The 20,998-nt window shown below is 45.1% G+C and carries 15 protein-coding genes and 1 riboswitch; all 15 genes read right to left on the reverse strand.

Translation table 11 applies throughout. From position 1 onward, the window contains the following. Window positions 1–19: 19 nt before the first annotated feature. The gene (locus ASG85_RS21175; protein WP_060647675.1) at window positions 20–1,708 is read right to left on the reverse strand and encodes a hypothetical protein; all 1,689 of its coding nucleotides are present in this window, start codon (window positions 1,706–1,708) and stop codon (window positions 20–22) included. Window positions 1,709–1,757: 49 nt separating this feature from the next. Further along, the gene (locus ASG85_RS21180) at window positions 1,758–2,651 is read right to left on the reverse strand and encodes a carbohydrate ABC transporter permease (RefSeq protein WP_060647676.1); all 894 of its coding nucleotides are present in this window, start codon (window positions 2,649–2,651) and stop codon (window positions 1,758–1,760) included. Window positions 2,652–2,705: 54 nt separating this feature from the next. Then, window positions 2,706–3,668 carry an ABC transporter permease gene (locus ASG85_RS21185; protein WP_235550190.1) on the reverse strand — a complete coding sequence of 321 codons (963 nt, stop codon included), beginning with the start codon at window positions 3,666–3,668 and terminating at the stop codon, window positions 2,706–2,708. A 160-nt stretch (window positions 3,669–3,828) separates the two neighbouring features. Further along, window positions 3,829–5,451, reverse strand: a complete 1,623-nt coding sequence (locus ASG85_RS21190) for a response regulator (RefSeq protein ID WP_060647677.1) — start codon at window positions 5,449–5,451, stop codon at window positions 3,829–3,831. Next, a complete protein-coding gene (locus ASG85_RS21195; RefSeq protein ID WP_060647678.1) occupies window positions 5,444–7,174 on the reverse strand; it encodes a sensor histidine kinase in 1,731 nt (576 codons plus the stop codon). Before ASG85_RS21195 ends, ASG85_RS21190 begins: the two co-directional genes overlap by 8 nt. Before the next feature lie 98 nt (window positions 7,175–7,272). Then, window positions 7,273–9,921 carry a GxGYxYP domain-containing protein gene (locus tag ASG85_RS21200; protein WP_060647679.1) on the reverse strand — a complete coding sequence of 883 codons (2,649 nt, stop codon included), beginning with the start codon at window positions 9,919–9,921 and terminating at the stop codon, window positions 7,273–7,275. Next, window positions 9,921–10,451, reverse strand: coding sequence for a GxGYxYP domain-containing protein (locus ASG85_RS39290; protein ID WP_060647680.1), 531 nt, complete (start codon window positions 10,449–10,451; stop codon window positions 9,921–9,923). The genes ASG85_RS21200 and ASG85_RS39290 overlap by 1 nt, the downstream gene beginning before the upstream one ends. A 252-nt stretch (window positions 10,452–10,703) precedes the next feature. Next, window positions 10,704–13,097 carry an EAL domain-containing protein gene (locus tag ASG85_RS21210; RefSeq protein ID WP_060647681.1) on the reverse strand — a complete coding sequence of 798 codons (2,394 nt, stop codon included), beginning with the start codon at window positions 13,095–13,097 and terminating at the stop codon, window positions 10,704–10,706. A 298-nt stretch (window positions 13,098–13,395) separates the two neighbouring features. After that, window positions 13,396–15,108 carry an adenine deaminase C-terminal domain-containing protein gene (locus ASG85_RS21215; RefSeq protein WP_057305463.1) on the reverse strand — a complete coding sequence of 571 codons (1,713 nt, stop codon included), beginning with the start codon at window positions 15,106–15,108 and terminating at the stop codon, window positions 13,396–13,398. 21 nt (window positions 15,109–15,129) lie between these two features. Next, window positions 15,130–16,191, reverse strand: a complete 1,062-nt coding sequence (locus ASG85_RS21220; RefSeq protein WP_057305464.1) for an ABC transporter ATP-binding protein — start codon at window positions 16,189–16,191, stop codon at window positions 15,130–15,132. Window positions 16,192–16,206: 15 nt separating this feature from the next. Beyond that, window positions 16,207–16,995, reverse strand: coding sequence for an ABC transporter permease (locus tag ASG85_RS21225; protein ID WP_057305465.1), 789 nt, complete (start codon window positions 16,993–16,995; stop codon window positions 16,207–16,209). 4 nt (window positions 16,996–16,999) lie between these two features. Continuing rightward, the gene (locus ASG85_RS21230; protein ID WP_057305466.1) at window positions 17,000–17,821 is read right to left on the reverse strand and encodes an ABC transporter permease; all 822 of its coding nucleotides are present in this window, start codon (window positions 17,819–17,821) and stop codon (window positions 17,000–17,002) included. 27 nt (window positions 17,822–17,848) lie between these two features. Continuing rightward, on the reverse strand, window positions 17,849–18,781 hold the full coding sequence (locus tag ASG85_RS21235; RefSeq protein WP_060647682.1) for a nucleoside hydrolase: 933 nt from the start codon (window positions 18,779–18,781) through the stop codon (window positions 17,849–17,851). 70 nt (window positions 18,782–18,851) lie between these two features. Further along, window positions 18,852–19,958, reverse strand: coding sequence for an ABC transporter substrate-binding protein (locus tag ASG85_RS21240; protein ID WP_060647683.1), 1,107 nt, complete (start codon window positions 19,956–19,958; stop codon window positions 18,852–18,854). A 259-nt stretch (window positions 19,959–20,217) separates the two neighbouring features. Beyond that, entirely contained in the window at window positions 20,218–20,565 is a 348-nt protein-coding gene (locus ASG85_RS21245; RefSeq protein ID WP_057306268.1) for a hypothetical protein, read from the reverse strand. A 327-nt stretch (window positions 20,566–20,892) separates the two neighbouring features. Next, window positions 20,893–20,981: riboswitch (cyclic di-GMP riboswitch) on the forward strand. Window positions 20,982–20,998 lie beyond the last annotated feature (17 nt).

Consider the following 20,998-nt stretch of genomic DNA (forward strand, 5'->3'; position numbering starts at 1 on the left):
AGCAGCCTCTTGTTAAGTTTTAGTTTGGCATTTGAAGTTTTACCACGTCTTTGCCTTTTAGATTATCATTCGTGAATTTAATCGCTTCGCGATAGCCTGTTTTTACCATCTGCCCACGTAAATCATTGATGATTTTGAGTGCCGCCTCATCGGATTTGGCAAATATCGCTTCCTTCCAAACGTCACCGGTTTTATCCATGGATGGTTTGAGCGATTCCCATTGAGGGGCTTTCGTAATAACGTCCCAAGGATTGTAAGCTGTGATAACTTTAATGCCATTCGGGCGCAAAATTTTACGCGCTTTCTCTAGAGCGGCCACGCGATTCTGATCCGCCCAGATGTCCCCGTTACCTTTGGAATTCGTACGGTCAAGACCCGTTAAACTTTCGTAGCCGACGCCGATCCCTTCGTTCTTTTTCAACTTCCCGGTTTTGTCATTCACAAACTTATCAAACCATTCCTTTTTCGCTGTCGGTTTACCGTTCTGCATATCCCAATGGACGCCTTGAACGCCGTAGCGAGTAAGCATGAAGCCTTCATCAGAAGCTAGGAAATCCAGCAGGCGCAGGGCCGCATCCACATCCTTAGCTTGCTTCGTAATAACAGTCACATTGTTGCCCTGCACGCCTAGATCGGCCGGACGGTTGGCTTCAGCACCTGCTCTTTCCAATGGACCTACAGGCACATAATCGCTGCCTGGGTGAGACTGGACGTAGTCCTTGGAGGCATCAAGAATAGCTGGATAGTGAGCTGCGAGGACGGCTACGCGCCCTTGCTTTACCTTCTCATTCGCGATGGGATCCGTCTGCGTAAACGCTTCGGAATCGAGCAACCCTTGGGAAATCAGCTTCCGATAGTATAACGTGTAGTCTTCGTATGCTTTAGTAAAGAAATTATTTTCTAGGGAGCCATCTCCTTTATCGAGGAAGCCAGAACCCATAAACATCTGATCGCCGATATTAACGGCCCAACCGTTGTGAAAGCCGCCGAGTGGAATGACGGGTTGACCGCTTTCTTTGAGGCCCGCATCTTTGATCTTCTTCAAGAAATTGTAAAAGTCGTCCTTTGTTTTGACGGACTGCGGATCTACCCCTACTTTTTCAGCGATGTCCTTGCGTACATAGAAGCCGTACAGCCAGTCCATGGCATCCTTGTCTGTTGCAGGATGATTTTGATATAGCAAATACTTTTTGCCACCATAGGCGTCGATTCCTTTTTCATAGAGTGCAGGCGGTACGTTTTCCTTGGCGATTTCTTTGGCTAGGTTGGGATAATTGGCCAGCTTGCCGGAGAGATCAACCAATTGGCCCTCTTTTGCGGCTTTGATGATGCCATCCAGCTCCCCGCCCCACGCCGGTCCCGTATATATATCTGGCAAGTCCTGCGTTGCGAAGATCGTGTTAACTTTCTCCACTTCGCTTCCTTTGGTGTATTCCATTTGAACCGTTACCCCGGTTTTCTCCTTGATCACTTTGGCTACGGCATTCATGTCGCTCTCAGAACCGCTGGAACCATTCCAGTTATGCAAAACTTTAAGCGTGACCTCTTTCTTGGTGTCCGTTTTGGCAGGTGTAGTTGCACTTGGACTTGTGTTTGAATTTGAACTTGGGCTTGGAGACGTTTCATCCTTCTGAGTACAACCTACTAAACCACCAGCAAGCGTTAATGCTAATACAACGGAAGCACCTTTAGACCATTTCTTTTTCATGAGAACCCTCCTTCATTTTTATATGATAAGCCCCCAAAATCGGGGACAGCTAACCCTTAACGGAGCCTAGCAAGACACCCTTGACAAAATACTTTTGCAGGAATGGGTAGATGCACAAAATCGGGAAGACGGTGATAACCAGGAGCGCCATCCGTAACGATTCGGGCGTTGAACCGGCTGGATTCACGCTAATCGTTTGGCCTCCTTGCTGAGCTGCACGCTGCATCGAATTCGAGAGCGCTTCTGCTTCAGTCAGCATTTGCTGCAGCAGCGTTTGAACTGGAACTAGGTTTTTGTTGGATACGTAGTAAGCCCCAGCAAACCAATCGTTCCAATGTGCGACACCAATGAACAAGCTTATTGTTGCTAGCACTGGACCAGATAAGGGCAGGATAATTTTCAAGAAAATCGTGAAATCGCCATATCCGTCAATGCGTGCCGACTCGTCCAACTCTTCCGGTATCCCCTGCAGGAACGTCCGGATGATGACAATATGCATGAAGTTGAATAACATCGGAATGATATACACCCAGAAAGTGTTAATTAGATGCAGCTTTTGCAGCGTGATGAAGTAAGGAATGAAACCCGCGCTGAAAATCGTAGGTAAAAAGATATAGAAAGTGAAAAATGTTCTTCCAGGCAGTGTTTTCTTTGCCAATGCGTAAGCCATAAGGGTACACAATAGTACGTGTAAAAAAGTACCGAGAATCGTGCGCAACAGTGTAATTTTGTAAGCTTGCCAGATACGAGGATTGTGGAACACTTGCGCGTAGTTATCTAAGGTAAACTGCCGAGGCCAGAAATATAGCGCACCCTGCATGGAGTCATTTCCATCGTTTAATGAGTACACGAGAATGTAAATGAACGGGTAGATCATCGAGAAACCGATCAGCACCAGGATGATATAATTCAGTGTGCTGAACAAGGAAAAATCGCGCTTCATCTCATCACTTCCTTAGCGTCTTCGTAAGTAAACGTTCTTCGTAAGCATTTGCTTTTAAAAAAGGGACACGTCGCTGTATTTCTTGGCGAGTCGGTTGACAACTAGAATCATCACTAGGCCTATAATGCTTTGGAACAAACCAACAGCAGCCGCATAGCTTAGTCGACCTCCACTAATACCGGAAGTGATGACATGCACGTCGAGGACGCTGCCAATTCGGGCTGTTGCCGGCCCATTCAGGAGAAGCAGCTGCTCGTACCCGGCGCTCATCAAGCCACCGACGGAAAGAATAAAGAGGATCACGGCAATGTTGCGAATGCCGGGGAGCGTGACGTGCCACATTTGCCGAAAACGATTTGCGCCGTCAATCTTCGCCGCTTCGTACAATTGCTGATCAATCCCGGCTATTGCCGCCATATAGATGATCGAGTTCCATCCAATATTTTTCCAAACATCAGACCCCAATATCATGGGATAAAACCATGTCGTGTTGTAAAGGAATTGAATGCGCTCCAAGCCAAGTGAGGCAAGCAGGTCATTCAACGGTCCTCCGTACGGAGTTAGAAGGCGCTGCATCAGCGTCACGACTACGACCCATGATACGAAGTATGGTAAGTAGGAAAGGGTCTGGACCACTTTTTTGAATTTCACTCTGCGAACTTCATTCAAAAGAATCGCGAGAATAATCGGCATCGGGAAACCGATGAGAAGCTTTGACAGACTGATCACAATGGTGTTACGTATGAGCTCTGTTGCTTGATAATAATCGAAGAATTGGCGAAAGTATTTCAAGCCGGCCCAAGGACTTCCTGAGAAGCCGCCGGTGAACGTAAAATTACGAAACGCCACTTGAATGCCGTATAGAGGAACGTAAGAAAAAATAAAGAACCAAATGATGCCTGGCAGCATGAATAAGTAAAATACTTTATGCTGCCAAATGCGTTTCCATAGCAAACGCTTGAATGACATCGGTTTTCGGGGCTGAACTTGCGTCATAGAATTTGTCAATGATTCCATTGTAAGCGTTTTACCTCCTTATTGGACTTGCTCATAGGTTCCATTTGATATATTTATTATATCAGTGCTGGAAACCCACTCGAAAGTCCAAAAATTTATGATCAGGTATCACTTTCTTTGGAATTGTCATATTTGTTTGATTATCACATCATCTTGATTGTCACGTCATCTTGAGCCGTTCCCTGAATTGGGTGGGTGTCATCGCATAGTAATCTTTGAATACCTTTGTAAAATAGCGGTAACTCTGGTATCCGACCTCATCCCCAACTTGAGCTACAGTTAAGGCCGTTCGTTCAAGCAGTTCCAAGCTCTTCTCCATTCGAAGGCGAACGAGAAAATCTACGAAGTTATAACCCTTCTCTTGCTTAAATAAAGTGCTGAAATAAGAAGCGCTGATGCCCACATATTCAGCAACCTCCTGAAGAGAAATATCCCGAGACAGCTTGATCTTCATGTATTCTATGCCTTTGGAGACCGGCGATAGGGAAAGGGCTTCGATGGCAATCGATTGCAGCATAAACTGAATCAACTCTTTCGCCTTCTCGGTAAGCTCAACATATGTTTCCTGACAACGGATTTCCTCTATAAACATTTCCATGACTTCGCTCGTCACTGGAAGAGATTTAACTTCCCTGAGCTGGCGAAACAGATTAACGAGCATCTCGCCTACGATGAAACGTATGGAATCCTCCGATTCCCCGCTGCTGCACAAATTCCGCAGAAAATCATTAAAGAGTCCATAACCGCCCTGCTCGTCACCTTGCTTAAAGGCGATGATGAGTCTCTTTTCAAGCTCAGTCGGGTAGAAGCCCTCGCTTTGTCCTTGCGGTGATGGCTGAAATTGATTGACAGACCCTTTACCCGTGAAAAATTTATGCCTGAGCGCCTTGAACGCTTGATCATATGCCTCGGGAACATTGGAAATACTCTGGAACTGTTGACTGCATCCTACTGAAAGTTGAACGTTAAATAACCGCAAATATTTGTTTAAGCTCTCTTGGAACGCATGACCCGCAAGAAGTCCTTTGTTATCGATCTCTCTTTCTGATCCGGCTTCAAGGAGGAAAACGTAACGGTTCGGCGGCATCAGCACAGAATCTACCGCTCCGTAATTGTGAGAGATTTCATCCAAAATATTATGAACAATGAATCGGCATAGTTTCTGGTCTTCATCGTTATAATTATCGGTGAACTTGATGTAATCATCGAATTCCGCGACAATCATAAGAAAGGTGCCATTCAAGATGTCTAATTGAGCGTCAAATCGATTGAATAACCGCTCTGGAGAGATCAGGATGTCTTTACGCGTCAGCCAGCGCTCATAGATTTGCGCTTTTTCCAGCAATGCCTTCTCCTTCTGCATTTGATTGGCATATTGGATTTTCGTCGACTGCAAATGACGTTCATCCAGTCTTCGCGCGATTGTTTCGAATACTTCTGTTAATTGCTCTTTGGTCACAGGCTTCAGCAAGTAATCCCGCACGCCAAGCTTAATGGCCTGCTGTGCATAATCGAATTCCCCGAAACCGCTCAGAATGACAATTTCCACAGGTTCACCCGGCAGTGATCGGATGCGCTCCGTTAGTTCCAGACCATCCATGTAGGGCATCCGGATATCGGTCATCACTACGTCCACTTCAGGTCGTTCCTTCAGGATTTCCCAAGCTTGCTGCCCATCCTCCGCAATCGCAATGACTTCAAAACCATTTTGCTCCCAATTAATAACCTTAGTGAACCACTTGCGAGTTGATAATTCGTCCTCAACAATCAGCAGCTTATACATGTTCAACCCCCTCAAGCACTGGCAGCGTTAATACAACTTCCGTTCCATTCCCGGGCTCGGACTTAATTGACAAGCCATACTCACTGCCGAAATACATCCGAATTCGACTGTTCACGTTGTACAACCCGATGCCCTTGCTGGGCGAATGATCGCTTAGCAAAGTTTCTGCTTGAGCCTTCGTCATCCCCACCCCATTGTCACGAACGGTCACGATGACAGCCTGCTCCGTAAGCTCGCCTATCACGGTCACATTGCCTCCCGCCATTCCCTTTAACCCATGCTGGATCGCATTTTCCAGGAGAGGCTGAAGAATGATTTTCAAGGTATAGAGACTTGGAATCTGCGGATCTATTTGCCATTCGATCGTATGTCGAGCACCGAAACGGATTTCTAATATTTTCAAATAACATTTGGCGTGATCAATTTCTTGTTCGAAACGGATGGTGTTACTTCCCTTGGATACCGATATTCGAAAGAGGTCCGCTAGGGCGACGACCATGCCAATGGCCGTCTGCTTCTCGTCCATGTCAATCTCGTTCTTGATTGCATCCAGTGTATTGTATAGGAAATGAGGATTAATTTGAGCTTGCAAAAAATTGAGCTCCATTTCCCTTCTTTCCAGTTTTTCGACATAGTTTTGGTGAATGAGGTCTCGTAAATTATCGAGCATGTTATCAAAATTACGATCTAGTTCATCGATCTCATCGCCTTTAACATGGACTCTGCGGCTCGTAGAGAGCACCCCCCTGCCAACCCGAGATACTTTGGCGTGAAGACGCCTGATCCCGCGGGTCAGCTGACGGGTTATAAGCAAGGTCAAAAAAGAAAAAATAATCATACAAATGATACTGACTGTCAAAATGGTTTGTCGAATTTCATTCACTTTGGATTGAATGGACGCTTTGGGCACAAGCAGGTACATCGTCCAGTCAACATTCTGGAGCTTGCGGTACCACATGACATAGTCGGTTCCCTGAATTTGAAGGTTCAACTCGGATTCGGAGCTTCGATCCTTACTCGTCTGTTCGACGATTTCCTGTGGAAGCGGTTTGCCAAGTTGATCGGTGTCAGGGTTAAACATGATGGTTCCTTTACTATCTGCGATGATTAGGCTTCCGCTTGCGTCAGCCTTGTTGCCCATCGTTTCCTGCACATACGTCACGGAAGGGATCTGGATCGTTAGCTTTATGTAGCCAATTTTCTTAAACTCTCCGATGCTGTAAATCGGCCGCACCAACGCATAATAATATTTACCGTCATATTGCTCAAGTATCCAAAACTTCGAGTCCGGTATCTCATTCAAGCCGAGAACCCTTCGAAGCCTATCCTCTGGAAAAAGATATACGCCATCGGACATGACGTCAGGAGATGTGGAGAAAAATTCGATGCTCTCGACATCGGTCGCCTGATAGGCTTGGATGAACCGGACCGCACGGGAGATTTCCCGGTTCATGATAATAACGCCTTTTTCCCGGTACACATCGGGTTCGGAAAGTACGTTTTGAACGGACTCCGACACCGTTAAATTGTCAAGAATGCTTTCGTAGAATCGGATATTGTAATAAATGCCGTTGTTGGATTGAACTAATATCTTTTGATATGAATCAGATACGTACCGGATAATGAGGTCTGACATTTGATTAAGGAAGTAATTCGTTAACCCTACAATCGGAAGTAGAATGGTCACCAAATATACGATCATTAATTTTTTGTGCAACTTCATGCATGTCTGTCCCCCTTAGTTTAAGTAAGTAAGCATAACTGTCTCTTCATTTCCCTAAGGGGACAGACTTTTCCTTTATGGTAATAATTAATAATGGATTATTGTGGAATACGCACTGTCACATTATCGATCTGTACAGTCGCATTATCGTCGTACCACACACGGAACTGATAGGCATGCCCCAGTACGAAATCAGCCTCCATAACAATGGACTGATACGTATCAGCGGCATTGAAATCACTGCGCAGCACGGCTTTTTCGCCAGTTACTTTGTTGCCTGTTCCGTCATAGATGTCTAGATTCAGGACCCGCTCAGAACCGCCGACAGGATTGTCGATCTTGATGCGGAAGTCGACCTTAAGGCTTCCGGAAGGGAGATCCGCTACCCCGGGGCCATACAGCATATGACCTGCCGCATGTTCCTGAGGATTCGCATACCAACCATATGCGGTTGCAGCTCCCGTATTATGGCCGAAGTCACGCTCCGCTTCGAAAATTCGGCTCGTATAGTTCGCCGATACATGAATCGGAATCTGCGCTTCTAGGCCATTATACGACGCCTTCACGATGGCATCTCCGCCTTGAAGCACCTGCAGCGCGCCACCGGCACCGATATTGACCGCAGTTTCACCTTGCACGACGGTCCAAGTCCCATCTACCGTCAAATTAACGTCCGGCTTGCCTTGCTCGCTCGCTTTCCCCCACAGCTGAAGCTGCTTTTGCCCTGCATCGGTTCCGAAGACCAACGAAGACACGCTTGATCCGCCGAATTTAAAATAAAGCGATTGTGTATTCGGCTTCGTTATTTCTGGCATATCCAGTCTCACGTGGTCAACTTTGACGTTCGCCTTATCTTCGAAGTGCACACGGAATTCATAGGTGCTGCCAAGTGAAAAGTCGACGTCCTCCAAACTTATATCCATGTACTGATCTTGTACGGCAAAATCCCGTAACTTCAGCTCTTTTGAAGCAATAATTTGATCAGCACTCGCATTATTAATATCAATGATAGCAATGGTATCCTCAGACCCAGTCGCACCCGAAGCCTTCATGCGGAAAGTGACATCATGCACGCCTGATGGTAAATCGGCCACATAAGGACCATATAACATATGGCCAGTTCCGTGCTGTTCGGTGTTAGCCAACCAACCGTCCCCGTCAAGCACCCCTGTGTTATGCCCGAAATCGTTCTCGGCTTCATAGAGTCGCTGCGCTAAATTACGGTTCATCACGACGGTGACTCGATCGATTTTAACCTTGGCGTTGCCATCATACCAAGCTCTAAACTGATAAGAATGACCAGCAACAAAGTCAGCCTCAAGTGTCGCATTATGGTATGTGTCTGCGCTTTGGAACTCGGAGCGATGCACGGCTTTCTCAGCAACTATCGCACCAGCTGTATCATCATAGATATCCAGATTCAGCACACGATCATTATCGCCAGTCACACGGTCAATCATCGTTTTGAATTTGACTTGGTTGCGGCCTGCAGGAATGTCTGAGGCACCTGGTCCGAAGAGCATATGTCCGGCCGCATGCTCCTGCGGATTAGCTGACCAGCCATCACCATCCAATTTCCCTGTGTTATGACCAAAATCGCTTTCCGCTTCATACACCTTGTTGGCTACTTCTGTATCCTCTTTAGGGACATTATTTTGAATTAGCTTCACCATTTTCTCAGGCGTTACGACTTGAACATCGCCTTGAAGTTGATCGATAACAGCCTTTACTTCATCCATGGAGGAAGACCAGGCATGAACGAGAACAAGCGAGTAGCCTGCGGCACTCTTCGGATTTCTAGGCGCCGCATTGATATGCTGGGCAACTGAGTTCACGTCGCTTCCAGCGATACCATGCCATAGCATTTCACTCGGGGTGACAATAGGCTTATTGTTAGACCACTTTATGGCCCCGTTTAGTGCTTTATGGTTACTGTATTCCAAATAAATGACGCCATCGATATTCGGCTGAGCCGTATACTTATCCCAGATCGCCTTCTTGTTAAAAGCATTAAAATCTATAACTTCAACAAGCGATAAATCAGCTTTGCCCATATAAGTGTTTAACCTATTGAGATGTGTATCGAGTTCCTGCTCTGGATACATGGACGGATACATATAACCGCCGCCTGACGGACCAACGACAAAATTATCTTTCGTTGTACCATCCGTATAAAAACGTTCCAGAACAGTCGGGGCCAAATCCATCATGCTGGGAGAAACAGCCCAACCCATATCGAAATTCCCACGGTTTGGGTTACCGAACCAAGGCTTGCCCTTCTCGGCCAAATCGTTCAGCATCCATTGAATATTATCGCCATCAGACATGACGAATGACACATAATGCACCTGCTCCTGAACTGCTGGCTGCGACTGATCCTTCTGTTTGAGCTCCTTGATGTTAAAGCTGCTTAACACTGACAAATTATAGGCATGATCTGCCGGCAGTGTATATACACCGGCTGATGAACTCGGACGTATGAAAGCGTCTTCGCCTTTTGACGCATCTCCCCAGCCTAAAATGACAGCATCTGGCTCCGCGTCCGCAACGACGGATTGTCGGAACGCGCTGTTCCCATCATAAAAAGTAAAAGCGTTAGCCATTACAGCGTAATCTCGTAGTTTGCCACCCATACCGGACGCCAATTCTTCACTTGTCTCCCCTTTTTGCTCGATCAAGGTACGATGGTTGAGCTGATTCCAGTAGTTTTGCTTGACCCAAGCTTCATCCTTCGTTGAGAGATCCATCACTTGCTTATAGCTTTTGGCTTGTTTGACATCGCTTTTTCAATTAAGATGGATTGCTTCAAATGGGCTAGTGAAGTTGCTGCATTGATGGAGCTGTTCCCCTTTTCCCATAGTAAATAGCCGTCGAACTGCTTCTTGAATTCCTTCACAAGCTTCCAAGGATCACGGATAAATTCCGTTTTCACCCCGTATTTTAGGACCAAATCGTCCAGCCATAACTTGTAATTCCCGGAGTCGGGCAGTATGTAAATTTGATTGGAGGACTTATTAGCGAGTATCCCTTGCAGCGAAGCGATCATGACACTTTCCGTTTCCGACATATCGCTCAAACGGATCACGTAAAGCTTTTTGGCTTTAACAGCAGCTTTTACGTAGTTAGTGTCCAATTGCGGTGAACTGCTTTGAGAAAGCGTTGTTTCATTATCGGACTCTAATTCATTAGCTGCAGCGGAAGGAGACACAGATGTTACTAAGAGTGATATGACAATAAAAAAGCATACAAATAAGATGAATAAACTGGTTTTTCTCATTATAAACCTCCTCAAATTATGAATGTATGACTGGATTGATTGTCATTTGAATTATACAATATATTATTAACATATTCTACATGTCATTTAGATCATTTAAAACTTCTACTAAACTCCTAGAAAGACTTGTAGGTTGGGCCTCAGCTCCTATGCAATCGATGGTTACCCATTAACGCAAAAAAGCCAAGCCAGGTTCCGCGCAGCTTCCCTGACTCAGCTTATTCAATTCATCCAAATTGTATTTTACATCTGTCATTTTGTTTCGGGTACCTGAATCAAATCAGAAGAATTCAACATCTCAATGATTCTGCTGGCCGGCACCGGTTTGCTGATGAGAAACCCTTGAATCTGATCGCACCGGTAGGTTTGGAGAATACGAAGCTGCTCCGGCAGCTCAACTCCCTCCGCCACTACGGTTAGCTGAAGCCGGTGAGCCATTTCGATTAACGACGATACGACTACTTGACTTCGAATGTTATCTGCCAGTTGATCGATCAACGTTTTATCAATCTTCATACATTGTATGGGGAGTTGACATACATATTTCATTGAAGAGTAGCCTGCTCCAAAGTCGTCAATGGAAATCAAAAAACCCAGATTACGCAATTCGAGCAATATGTTGATCACTTCTTCAAAGTTTTCGATCGCAAAACTTTCCGTCACTTCCAGCTCGAAATGGCAAGGGTCGACCTCTTCTTCTGCGAACACACCGCGAATTCGCTCAACAAAGTTTGGCTGCAGCAGTTGGACACCTGAAATATTAATGGCAACGATAAGAGGCATGTTCACCGCTTGCTTTCGCCATGCGATGAATTGCCGACATGCCGACCGCATGATCCATTCCCCTATCTCATTAATGATTCCGGAATACTCAGCAATGGGAATAAATTCATAAGGAGATACATGTCCGAGTTGTCTGTTCGTCCACCTGAGCAGCGCTTCCACCCCGACAATTTGATTCCGCGCCAAATCCAATTTCGGCTGGTAATGAAGAGTAAGCTCGTCGTTGTCAATCGCACATTTCAAGTATTGCTCTAGCAGCATTCTTCTGGTTCGAATCGCTTCAATCGATTCCGAATACAAGCGGTAATTATTTTTGCCGGATTCTTTAACATCCAGCATAGCCATATCGGAATGATGAAGCAAGCTTTCCGAATCCTTTCCATGATCAGGATACAGGCTTATTCCGATACTGGCTGAAATCGTGGCACGATAGCCATCTATATCGTAGGGCACATTAATCGCCTCTTTGATAACCTTTGCCATGTGTTCAATTTGGTTGTAGTCGTGAACGTTATGGGAAATGATGCAAAACTCATCTCCCCCCAATCGGCAAAGGAATTCACCCTCCTTTATACAAAGCCGTAATCTCCCGGCAACCTCAATCAGCAACAAGTCTCCCGTATGATGACCCATTGTATCGTTGATCAACTTAAAGCGATCCAAGTCGATGAAGATTACGGCAAAGCGGCATGGAAGCTGACCATGTTTAATGATTTTCTCCAGATATTCGAAAAAAGCTTTTCGGTTGGTGAGTCCGGTCAAATTATCATGATCCGCTTGATATTGAATTTCGTCTTGCGATTGCTCGAGCGACGTCATCATGTGGTTAAACGACTTCTCGAGCTGGGTAATCTCGTCTTTGCCGGATTCCTGAATACGAATCGAAAAATCTTGTTTTGTTTTGATCACATTCATCCCATTGATTGTGCGGTTCAATCTAGCAAATATCGTTCGCTGAAGGACACAACTAATAATGAAAAAGAAGACCAACCCGGAAAGCCCGAAATAGAACAAGTAAAATAAGATACTTCTCTGGGCTTCCTTATATAATGCTCTCGGCTTCACGAACTTCAGGAGAACGGCCGGTTTATTATTGACGTCTGTTAACAGTGAGAAGCCTGTGATCGTTGTTTTATCGGACTCGGTCCAAAACGGTATGGCTCTGTTTCTGGAAACGGTTACAGTTGTAGCTTGCACAGGAGCTATAAAAGATGGATCCACAGTAGATATACTTAAAGGCAAGTCCGTTTTTTCGGAAATATACTGAACATAATTCGAGTCTAGGAAACGCGCGAAAACCAAGGTTCCGTGAACGGGTCCTTCGTTGTTGCTCGTTAAAATTGGGTATGAGGTTGCGATCAGCGGTTGCTTGTCAACAAGCAATAACCCCATCTTCCGGGAAGAAGCGTCCGACTGCTCAATGAAAGAAGCATACTCTGTCTGTAAGGTATGGATGAATGCACTCGGATAGGCGAGAGGTTGGTTTTTGCCATAATCGTAAGCTTTTCCGAAGTAAACTTGCCTTCGGTTGTTCATCAGAAGAGTTATATTAAGACGACTTGACATAAACAAAGAATCGGTATAATTGACCATGAGATAAGGATCGTTATTAGCAGGAATCGTCGGTCTTACCATAAAGTTGTATGTATCGTCCCAGCCCGCATAATTAATCGCAATGGCACCGAGATTTGTATACTCATCAAAATACGAGAGAAGGTTTTGCTTCACGTTTTCACGCAAACTTTCAAGCTCCATCTGCTCATAATTGCGCAAAAGAGCTCTCTCTGAAATAAAGTATAGAAGTGAAAGCATGCAAAGCGTGGTCATCCCAACGCAGATGATGATTTTCCGGCGAAGCGACATGGCAACATCAACCTCCAATGATGAATTTCTTTCTGCAATAGTCCTTAGGTTGAATAGCTGCCTATTATCTCCATTCAAAAAAACCACATCAATTTCAGAGAGATGTGGTTTTCTTTTACGGTAACTGACTGGAGTGGCGCTTTGTATTTATCTAATCTGATTATAATGGACTATAAATAACAACACAACAAGTAGTTCTTAAGTATTATATAATTGAACTATCATTAGGCGGTTCCTAAATCAACGAAAATAAGCTAAGTCACAGTGGTTATAACCATCTATGACTTAGCTTTTTCAATTAACCGTGTATGATTAAAGGCACAACTTTCCCTTCATTCACATCAATTAAACCAAAATCCGTTATTTTCAGTGCAGGACTAACCGGTAAAGAATGCGTACTGATGGACATGATCGGATTATAATGACGGTAGCCCAACGATTCCATGGCCTTGCGCAGCTGCTCAACTTCCTTGGCGACTTGTTCCAAAGGAACTTCTGTTAAAATACCGCCGACAGGAAGCTCAAGATTAGCGATCACTTTTCCGTTCTCAACAACGCTAAAGCCCCCTTGATTCTTAATGACTTCATTAGCCGCGATCATCATATCGACGGGATTGTGCCCGACAACAAGCATGTTATGGTTATCGTGGGAATAAGTCGTTGCTATGGCTCCGCGTTTGATCGTATCACCGCCGATTAAACCATAAGCGCGATTACCGTTTATCCCGTAGCGTTCAAATGTAGCAATGAGCCCATAGCCGCTTTCCTGCCAGTTAAGCTTCCCTTGACGAACTTCAACATCAACCTGATGCTCCTCTGTAAACGTGGAGCCATCCTTTACCATCATGGCTCGGCAAGCATACCGGCCATCAGCTACCTCAGTGTTCACTGAGAAATCCGCTTCTGTTAACGGCGACATATGAACGCTTTGATAGTAGTGTGCTGGAAAAGCGGGTGCATGGACGGTAGGCTTGTAAGGCTCGCGAACATCATAGACCTTGCGCCCATGTTTGTATACTTGGTCGATTGTCATCTGCTCCAGATTGGATATCAGTTGAAAATCGCTAATTTTACCAGGCGCTATTACGCCGCGATCATACATCCGCATTCTTTTGGCTGGAGAAAGCGTACTGGCATAAATCGCCTGCTCAGGCTTCATGCCCATCCCGATCGCTTTACGAACGAGGTGATTCAAGTGTCCCCTACGCTCGAAAGAGTCCGCCATCACATCATCGGTAACAAAGCAATAATGCTCGGATACCTCATGCTCTATCAAATATGCCATTACTTCAGGCGTCATCGATTTTTCTTGAATTTCAATAAACATGCCCGCAGCAATCCGAGCTTCCATGCCCTCGATCGATTGATGTGTATGATCAGAATCTACCCCGCTATAGATCATTCGATGCAAATCTAGATCTAATAGTTTCGGGACATGTCCTTCAATAATGAGATGAGGATAATGGCTGCGGATATGGTTTAAGATGTGGTTCGTTTTGCAGTCAGGATCCGTAATGACGTCTACGTAGTTCATGATTTCGCCTAAACAAATGATTCGTTCCGTACGAAGCAGTTCGTCCAAATCTTCGATTTCAATCGCGCCTCCGGTCGTTTCCATCGAAGTGGCAGGAACTGAACTCGGGATGGCGTAGAACATGTCCGCCACACAATGTTGGCTAGCTTTAATGAATTCCTTCACCCCGTCAAGTCCGAAAACATTGGCGATCTCATGCGGCTCTGGAACGATGGTTGTAACACCGTTGCGAATGAGTCCGTATGAGAACGTCTCCGGCGTGACCATCGTGCTTTCGATGTGCAGATGGATATCAATGAGGCCGGGAATCATATAGCGTCCTTGACCGTCCAAGTGCTCGGCCGCTTCGAAGCTATCGGTAGCCCGTTCCCCGATATATAGAAACCTTCCATCCAATATCGCTGCATTACCCTGGATGAATGTTTTAAAATAACTATTATAAATTCGTACATTTTCAATCAGTAAATCTACACGCATCTGCCTTCGCCTCCAAGTACATTACTCAACTAGAACTAATTTCTCGCTAGGAAAAAGAAGCCGGACCTCCTGACCATTCAGGTAAGGAAGCTCCATTTCTTTATTCACTGTGAAATTTCCCAGCTCCGTCTCGACAACGTATTGATAGCTTCTTCCGAGGAAGGTGCTGACCTTGACACGACCTGTCAATCGATTCGCTCCTGCCTCTATTTCATCAGGCATTCCAATCACTACATCATCCGGACGAATAGCCCCTTGCATACCCAGCTGCTCTCCTTTGCTGGCATGCTTCGTAACGGCGAACATATAGTCTTTCACCTTTAATGCAATCTCTTCGTTTCCAGCAAACCTTGAATCGAAAGTAATAAAATTCGTAAAGCCAATAAACCGAGCCACAAACTCCGTTTTTGGATATTTAAATATCGCCGCTGGTGCGCCAAGCTGTTCAATGATGCCTTTATTCATAATCGCAACTTGATCGGAGATAGAGAAGCACTCTTCCTGATCATGCGATACGTAGACCGTAGTAATACCAAGCTCCTGCTGGATGCGGCGGATCTCGACCCGCATGTTAATGCGCAGATTAGCGTCCAAGTTGCTTAGCGGTTCGTCGAAGAGCAGCAGTTCCGGCTCGATCACAAGCGCCCGAGCAATAGCGACCCGCTGTCTTTGGCCGCCTGAGAGCTCCTTCGGAAAGCGCTTTTCGAAGCCGGACAAGCTTACGATATCAAGGATGTTCCTGACCCGCCGATCGATCTCTGCCCCGCTCACTTTCCGAAGGCGCAGACCGAATGCTACATTATCATAAATGGATAAGTGTGGAAACAAAGCATAGCTCTGAAACACGAATCCGAAGTTTCGTTTGTTGACGGGAACGTGCGTATAATCTTTTCCGTTTAGTGAAAATTTGCCCGCCCTTGCCTCTATAAATCCCGCGATTAGCCGCAAAGTCGTCGTTTTCCCGCATCCACTTGGACCGAGCAGCGAAATCAGACTTCCTTTTTCAACACTTAGGTTGAAGTCCTGCAGAATATATTGCTGGTCATAGGCAACCGAAATATTTTCCAGTGATAGCAATGCCATGGATGAAAGCCTCCGTTATCGTTTGGTGAAATAGGATAAACCCATCAACCGTTCAATGATGAACATAAGTACGGCAGTGAAGAGCATGAGTAAGACAGAAATAGCGGCAATTGTAGGGTCAAAATGATTCTCCACATATGTCAGCATCTGTATTGGCAGTGTACTGACTCCAGGACCCGTCATAAAGACCGAAATGTCGACATTATTAAATGATTCTAAAAATGCAATAAGAATGGCTGCAATAATACCGGATTTGATGTTCGGTAGGACTACTTTGAAAAAGGTTTTAAGCTGACCGGCGCCAAGACTTAACGCAGCTTCCTCAATAGCGAAATCAAAATTCGATAAACTTGATGCAATGACGCGGATAATAAAAGGAAGCATAATCACGGTATGTCCAATCAGCAAAGCTGCATAGATCGGCAGGTGATAGGTGACGATAAGGTACTTAAGCATCGTAAATCCAAGCACGATACCTGGAATAAGCACGGGGGAAATAAAAATTGCATTAAGTGCCCCTTTGCCCTTAAACTCAAACCGGCTTAACGCATAAGCCGCTGGGATACCAAGCAGCAATGCAAACAAATTACCGATCATCGATACGATAACAGAGGTACCCGCGGTCGTCATGAACATCTTGACTTCCAAAATGTTGCGATACCATTTCAATGAGAATCCTGTCGGTGGGAATTTCAATACACTCCCTGGCTCAAATGAAGCAAATGCAATAATGACGAGCGGCCCGAGCAAGAATATATAGACAAGTAGTGTAAATAAGGCCAGTCCTCGATTCTTCTCCCGCATACTTCTACCCCTTCGGATTTAATTTAGTAGCCAGTTTGTTCATAAGCGCAATAACCACGAAAGTGATCACGATCATAATCACGGCAATGACAGAGGCGAGATACCAATCGTTCAGAGTAATCGCATTCTGATAGAGGAATGTGGATATGACCCGCTGCTTGCCTCCGAGCAAAGCCGGTGTCGTATAAGCTGTCAAGCTTCCGACAAAAACAAGGATACTGCCTATAATTAATCCGGGTACACTAAGCGGCACGATGACCTTGACGAAAGCCGTAAATCGGCTAGCTCCCAAGCTCTCCGCCGCTTTGATCAGATCCGGATCTATATTCTCAAGAACACCGACCAACGTAATAATGATGAGCGGAAGAAATAAATGGAGCAGGCCAATCATCATCGCAGCTGGCGTATACAAAATATCGAGTGGCTCTTGGATGATACCAATGGCCATCAAGGCATTATTGAGCAGCCCTTTTTTACCTAAAATAATCATCCAGCTGAACGACCTGACAACCGAGCTCGTAAGCAGCGGGAAAATAGCTAAGGCCAGTAAGACCGCTTTTTGTCTCGGACTCTGTTTGGAGATAAAGTAAGCCACCGGAAATCCAAGCAAGATGCAAAATAGGGTAGTTACCAAGCTGACACGCAGCGTCGTCCATACGATTTTGAGAAAATAAGGGTCTTTAAAGAAATTTAAGTACCCTCCAAGCGTAAATGTCCCTTTATCGAAAAAGGTTGAACCTATCGTGAGAAGGATCGGTACCACCATGAAAATCATCAGGAACAGTAGTCCCGGTAGCAATAATAAGAATAAGAACTTTTTTTTCATGTAGCTTTACTCCTGTTCCTGGGTTCGCTAGGCACGCAGCACGTTTATAAAAAGCTGGAGGAATTCGTCAGCCGATACCTCCGTACACACATGAACATTAGCCTCTTTGGATAAGCGGTTCTGGAAATCGCATACGGTTTGTCCGTCACACAGCTCGCTGCGGGTTTCGACATCAACGTAATAATGGCGTGTCTTGACCAACTGTTTATTCAGAGCCACTCCGACTGCAAGCGGATCATGAAGCGCACAGGCCCGAACTCCGTTACGTTCATAATATCGCTTCATATAATTCGCGGTGCTTTCCTGAACATAGCTAGCTATGGGAGAATCTCCGAGCTCACGGATATGTTCATCGGTCAGCAGCGCTTTACGCGTCACATCCAACCCTACAAGGGTTAAGGATGGAAAACCCGCCTGGAAAACGATTTTCGCGGCTTCCGGATCGACATACATATTGTACTCCGCCGTGGGCGTTACATTGCCGAAGCCTTGAACGACGCCCCCCATCACAATCACTTCCTTGACTTGATGAATCAAATCAGGATGCTTCATAACCGCCAAAGCCAGATTCGTTAACGGAGCTGTCATGACTAAAGTGACTTCTCCGACGTGACTCCGCACTTGATCCACGATAAAATCGGAAGCATGTCCAGCAGTCGTCTGCATATGAACCGGCATATCGCTTAAAGCGCCGCCAAGCCCGTCATTGCCGTGGACATGATGCTCAAAGTGAGAAGCTCGCATCAAAGGCTTGTCTGCCCCTTTAACGACAGGAATCTTATCTTCCATCCCAAGCAGTTGGAGGATCTTACATGTATTCTTGGTCGCTTGGTCCAGAGAAACGTTACCATTCACGGTAGTAATTCCGAGCACTTCCATCTCTCCGCTGCGGACAGCCAACAGAATACCTAGCGCATCATCCACACCTGTGTCTACATCTAGGATGACCTTCTTTTTCATGACTAAGCCCCCTTTAAGTCCTATTGAAGAAATCAAGGGTATATCCGCATATACCCTTGATTGATTTTAATTATTGAGCAACTTCCTTGTTCCAACGGGCAATCCATGCTTTAAGATTCTGATTGACGAATTTCATATCCAATTTACGAAGTTTACTTACGACGTCAGCGCCATAGGTAATCCCCGTAGCTTCTTCAGGCGAAAGCTGAAGTGTCGTGTTTACAGGTGAATCTACTTTCGCTTTCGCTGATTTCTCCTGTACTTCCTTGCTCAAATGCCAGTTGATGAAATCCTCAGCCAGCTGCTTATTTTTACTTCCTTTAATCACGTTGACCGTGTTCATAACGGCGTAAGCCCCTTCTTGCGGGGAGACGAACTTCGTTTCTGGCACAGCCGCTTTCAAATCCTTCACATACATTTCCATGATAGGCCCCGCTGCAATTTCACCTTGCGAGAACATGTTAACGAATTCGGAGGTTTGGCCGTAGTATTTAACGACTCCTTTATTCACTTCCTTAACCTTTGCGAAAGCTTGATCCTCATTAAACGTCGTGTTACCAGCGACAACAGATGCTGCATCCAAGACCATTGGACCTGTTGTTGATGTGATGTTAGGAAGTGTCAGCTTCTTGGAAAGCTCAGGACTCCAGAGGTCGCTCCATGACTTGATCTCTTTGGTGGTTGCTTTCGGATTGTAGGCAATACCCAGTCGACCTACTGTGTAGGCTGGACCGTAATCTTCGCCCAGAGGCGCCTTGGCCAAATCATAGATGTTTTTCAAATTCGGAATACGACTGCGGTCGATCTTATCGAAAAGTCCCGCTTCAATGCCCTGTTGTGCGTAATAGTCGGATAAATAAATGAGATCCACACTCGAACTGCCTTGTTTCACTTTGTTCAAACGTTCTGCGTTATTGCCTATTTCAAGAACGATCTTAGCATTATGCTCTTTCTCAAATGGCGCGTACACTTCTTTCTTAAAGAAATCATCCGCAAAACCCCAGGTGGAAATGATTAAAGTTGTAGGTTCCCCTTTAGATGCCGCTGTGGCAGCTGCTGTGGGTGCCGTTGTAGCTCCACTTGTATTGCCCTGGTTCTTCGCTGTGCCGCAACCTGTTAAGGCTAGTCCTACTACAGATAAAGAAATTAAACCGCGTACCATTTTTTGTCTCATCATTCATCGTCCTCCCAAGTTTTATCTTGTATGATTTTAATACGTGAATCCCCTGTTAAATTTTTACTAGTATTCTTCAAGACCTAAGATATATGCGCGTTTCGCCGTAAATCCAGCTATACAAAAAAAAGAAAAGTACCCTTGATAGAAAGAAGCTTCTAATCAAGAGCACTCTTCATTGTAAACAATGTAAAGTGACATCTATTGGTATACATGTGGTTTCCTCTTAAGATAAATCAAAAGAGAACACCGCCCGACAAAACTATTCGGTTTGTTTAAGAATAATGTTCGTTATAGCCCATTGCGTCGGCGGATCATAGTCCCTTAATACCGCATCCATGGATAAGCCAAGTTCTTGCTCAAGCCTGTCCCGGATTCTCTTCTTGTATATAGAGGACATATAAAAATCGACTTCGTGTTTGAGCGTTGGCGCCTCGCCTTCCAATGCGGTTGAACGCGGAGAACGGCGATGCTTGGCATGAAAAGTAATAATGTTCTGATCAATGGAAACCTTCAGCAGTGTTGTGCCAAACCCGAACAACTCTTTGGAGATTTCGTTATAGAGGTGACACAGCTTCTTCTTATATTCATTAGAATCTAGTTGTGGCATGGAATCACCTTCAAGATCAATTATCAACCCTTGTAAATCTAACTTAATAATACATAGGATTTCAGAATTAATCAAGAGAATCGTTCGTCTTTCTCACTGAAATCGGGCATTATTTACCTACATCACATCTAAATGATCCAATTTACCGAATGTCTTACAAATTTTGCTTGATATTAGTGACGAATACACGTTAAAAAATCTCGGGCAACATAAATCTAACTCGGTTAACACAATCAAGGGCTGCTTAAGGCACACCTTTAATACTAGTACTTTATTCCTAGTAAAAAGAGTGCTATAATTTAATAAATGAATAGTAATTCTTCTGCTATACGATAAGAGCAAAGCTAATGAAAATTAGTGACGCAAAGCTAAAGGAGCTAAGGCGAAATACTTCGCTATGCTTGCCAGTTACCGAAGGAAGGGACATATCTAC

The sequence above is a fragment of the Paenibacillus sp. Soil724D2 genome, from assembly GCF_001427935.1.
Taxonomy (GTDB): Bacteria; Bacillota; Bacilli; order Paenibacillales; family NBRC-103111; genus Paenibacillus_E.

What these genes read in the sequence shown, in the direction of transcription:
- ASG85_RS21175 (WP_060647675.1), bottom strand. Translation starts at nt 1,708, where the DNA reads ATGAAAAAGAAATGGTCTAAAGGTGCTTCCGTTGTATTAGCATTAACG.
- ASG85_RS21180 (WP_060647676.1), bottom strand. Translation starts at nt 2,651, where the DNA reads ATGAAGCGCGATTTTTCCTTGTTCAGCACACTGAATTATATCATCCTG.
- ASG85_RS21185 (WP_235550190.1), bottom strand. Translation starts at nt 3,668, where the DNA reads ATGGAATCATTGACAAATTCTATGACGCAAGTTCAGCCCCGAAAACCG.
- ASG85_RS21190 (WP_060647677.1), bottom strand. Translation starts at nt 5,451, where the DNA reads ATGTATAAGCTGCTGATTGTTGAGGACGAATTATCAACTCGCAAGTGG.
- ASG85_RS21195 (WP_060647678.1), bottom strand. Translation starts at nt 7,174, where the DNA reads ATGAAGTTGCACAAAAAATTAATGATCGTATATTTGGTGACCATTCTA.
- ASG85_RS21200 (WP_060647679.1), bottom strand. Translation starts at nt 9,921, where the DNA reads ATGGATCTCTCAACGAAGGATGAAGCTTGGGTCAAGCAAAACTACTGG.
- ASG85_RS39290 (WP_060647680.1), bottom strand. Translation starts at nt 10,451, where the DNA reads ATGAGAAAAACCAGTTTATTCATCTTATTTGTATGCTTTTTTATTGTC.
- ASG85_RS21210 (WP_060647681.1), bottom strand. Translation starts at nt 13,097, where the DNA reads ATGTCGCTTCGCCGGAAAATCATCATCTGCGTTGGGATGACCACGCTT.
- ASG85_RS21215 (WP_057305463.1), bottom strand. Translation starts at nt 15,108, where the DNA reads ATGCGTGTAGATTTACTGATTGAAAATGTACGAATTTATAATAGTTAT.
- ASG85_RS21220 (WP_057305464.1), bottom strand. Translation starts at nt 16,191, where the DNA reads ATGGCATTGCTATCACTGGAAAATATTTCGGTTGCCTATGACCAGCAA.
- ASG85_RS21225 (WP_057305465.1), bottom strand. Translation starts at nt 16,995, where the DNA reads ATGCGGGAGAAGAATCGAGGACTGGCCTTATTTACACTACTTGTCTAT.
- ASG85_RS21230 (WP_057305466.1), bottom strand. Translation starts at nt 17,821, where the DNA reads ATGAAAAAAAAGTTCTTATTCTTATTATTGCTACCGGGACTACTGTTC.
- ASG85_RS21235 (WP_060647682.1), bottom strand. Translation starts at nt 18,781, where the DNA reads ATGAAAAAGAAGGTCATCCTAGATGTAGACACAGGTGTGGATGATGCG.
- ASG85_RS21240 (WP_060647683.1), bottom strand. Translation starts at nt 19,958, where the DNA reads ATGATGAGACAAAAAATGGTACGCGGTTTAATTTCTTTATCTGTAGTA.
- ASG85_RS21245 (WP_057306268.1), bottom strand. Translation starts at nt 20,565, where the DNA reads ATGCCACAACTAGATTCTAATGAATATAAGAAGAAGCTGTGTCACCTC.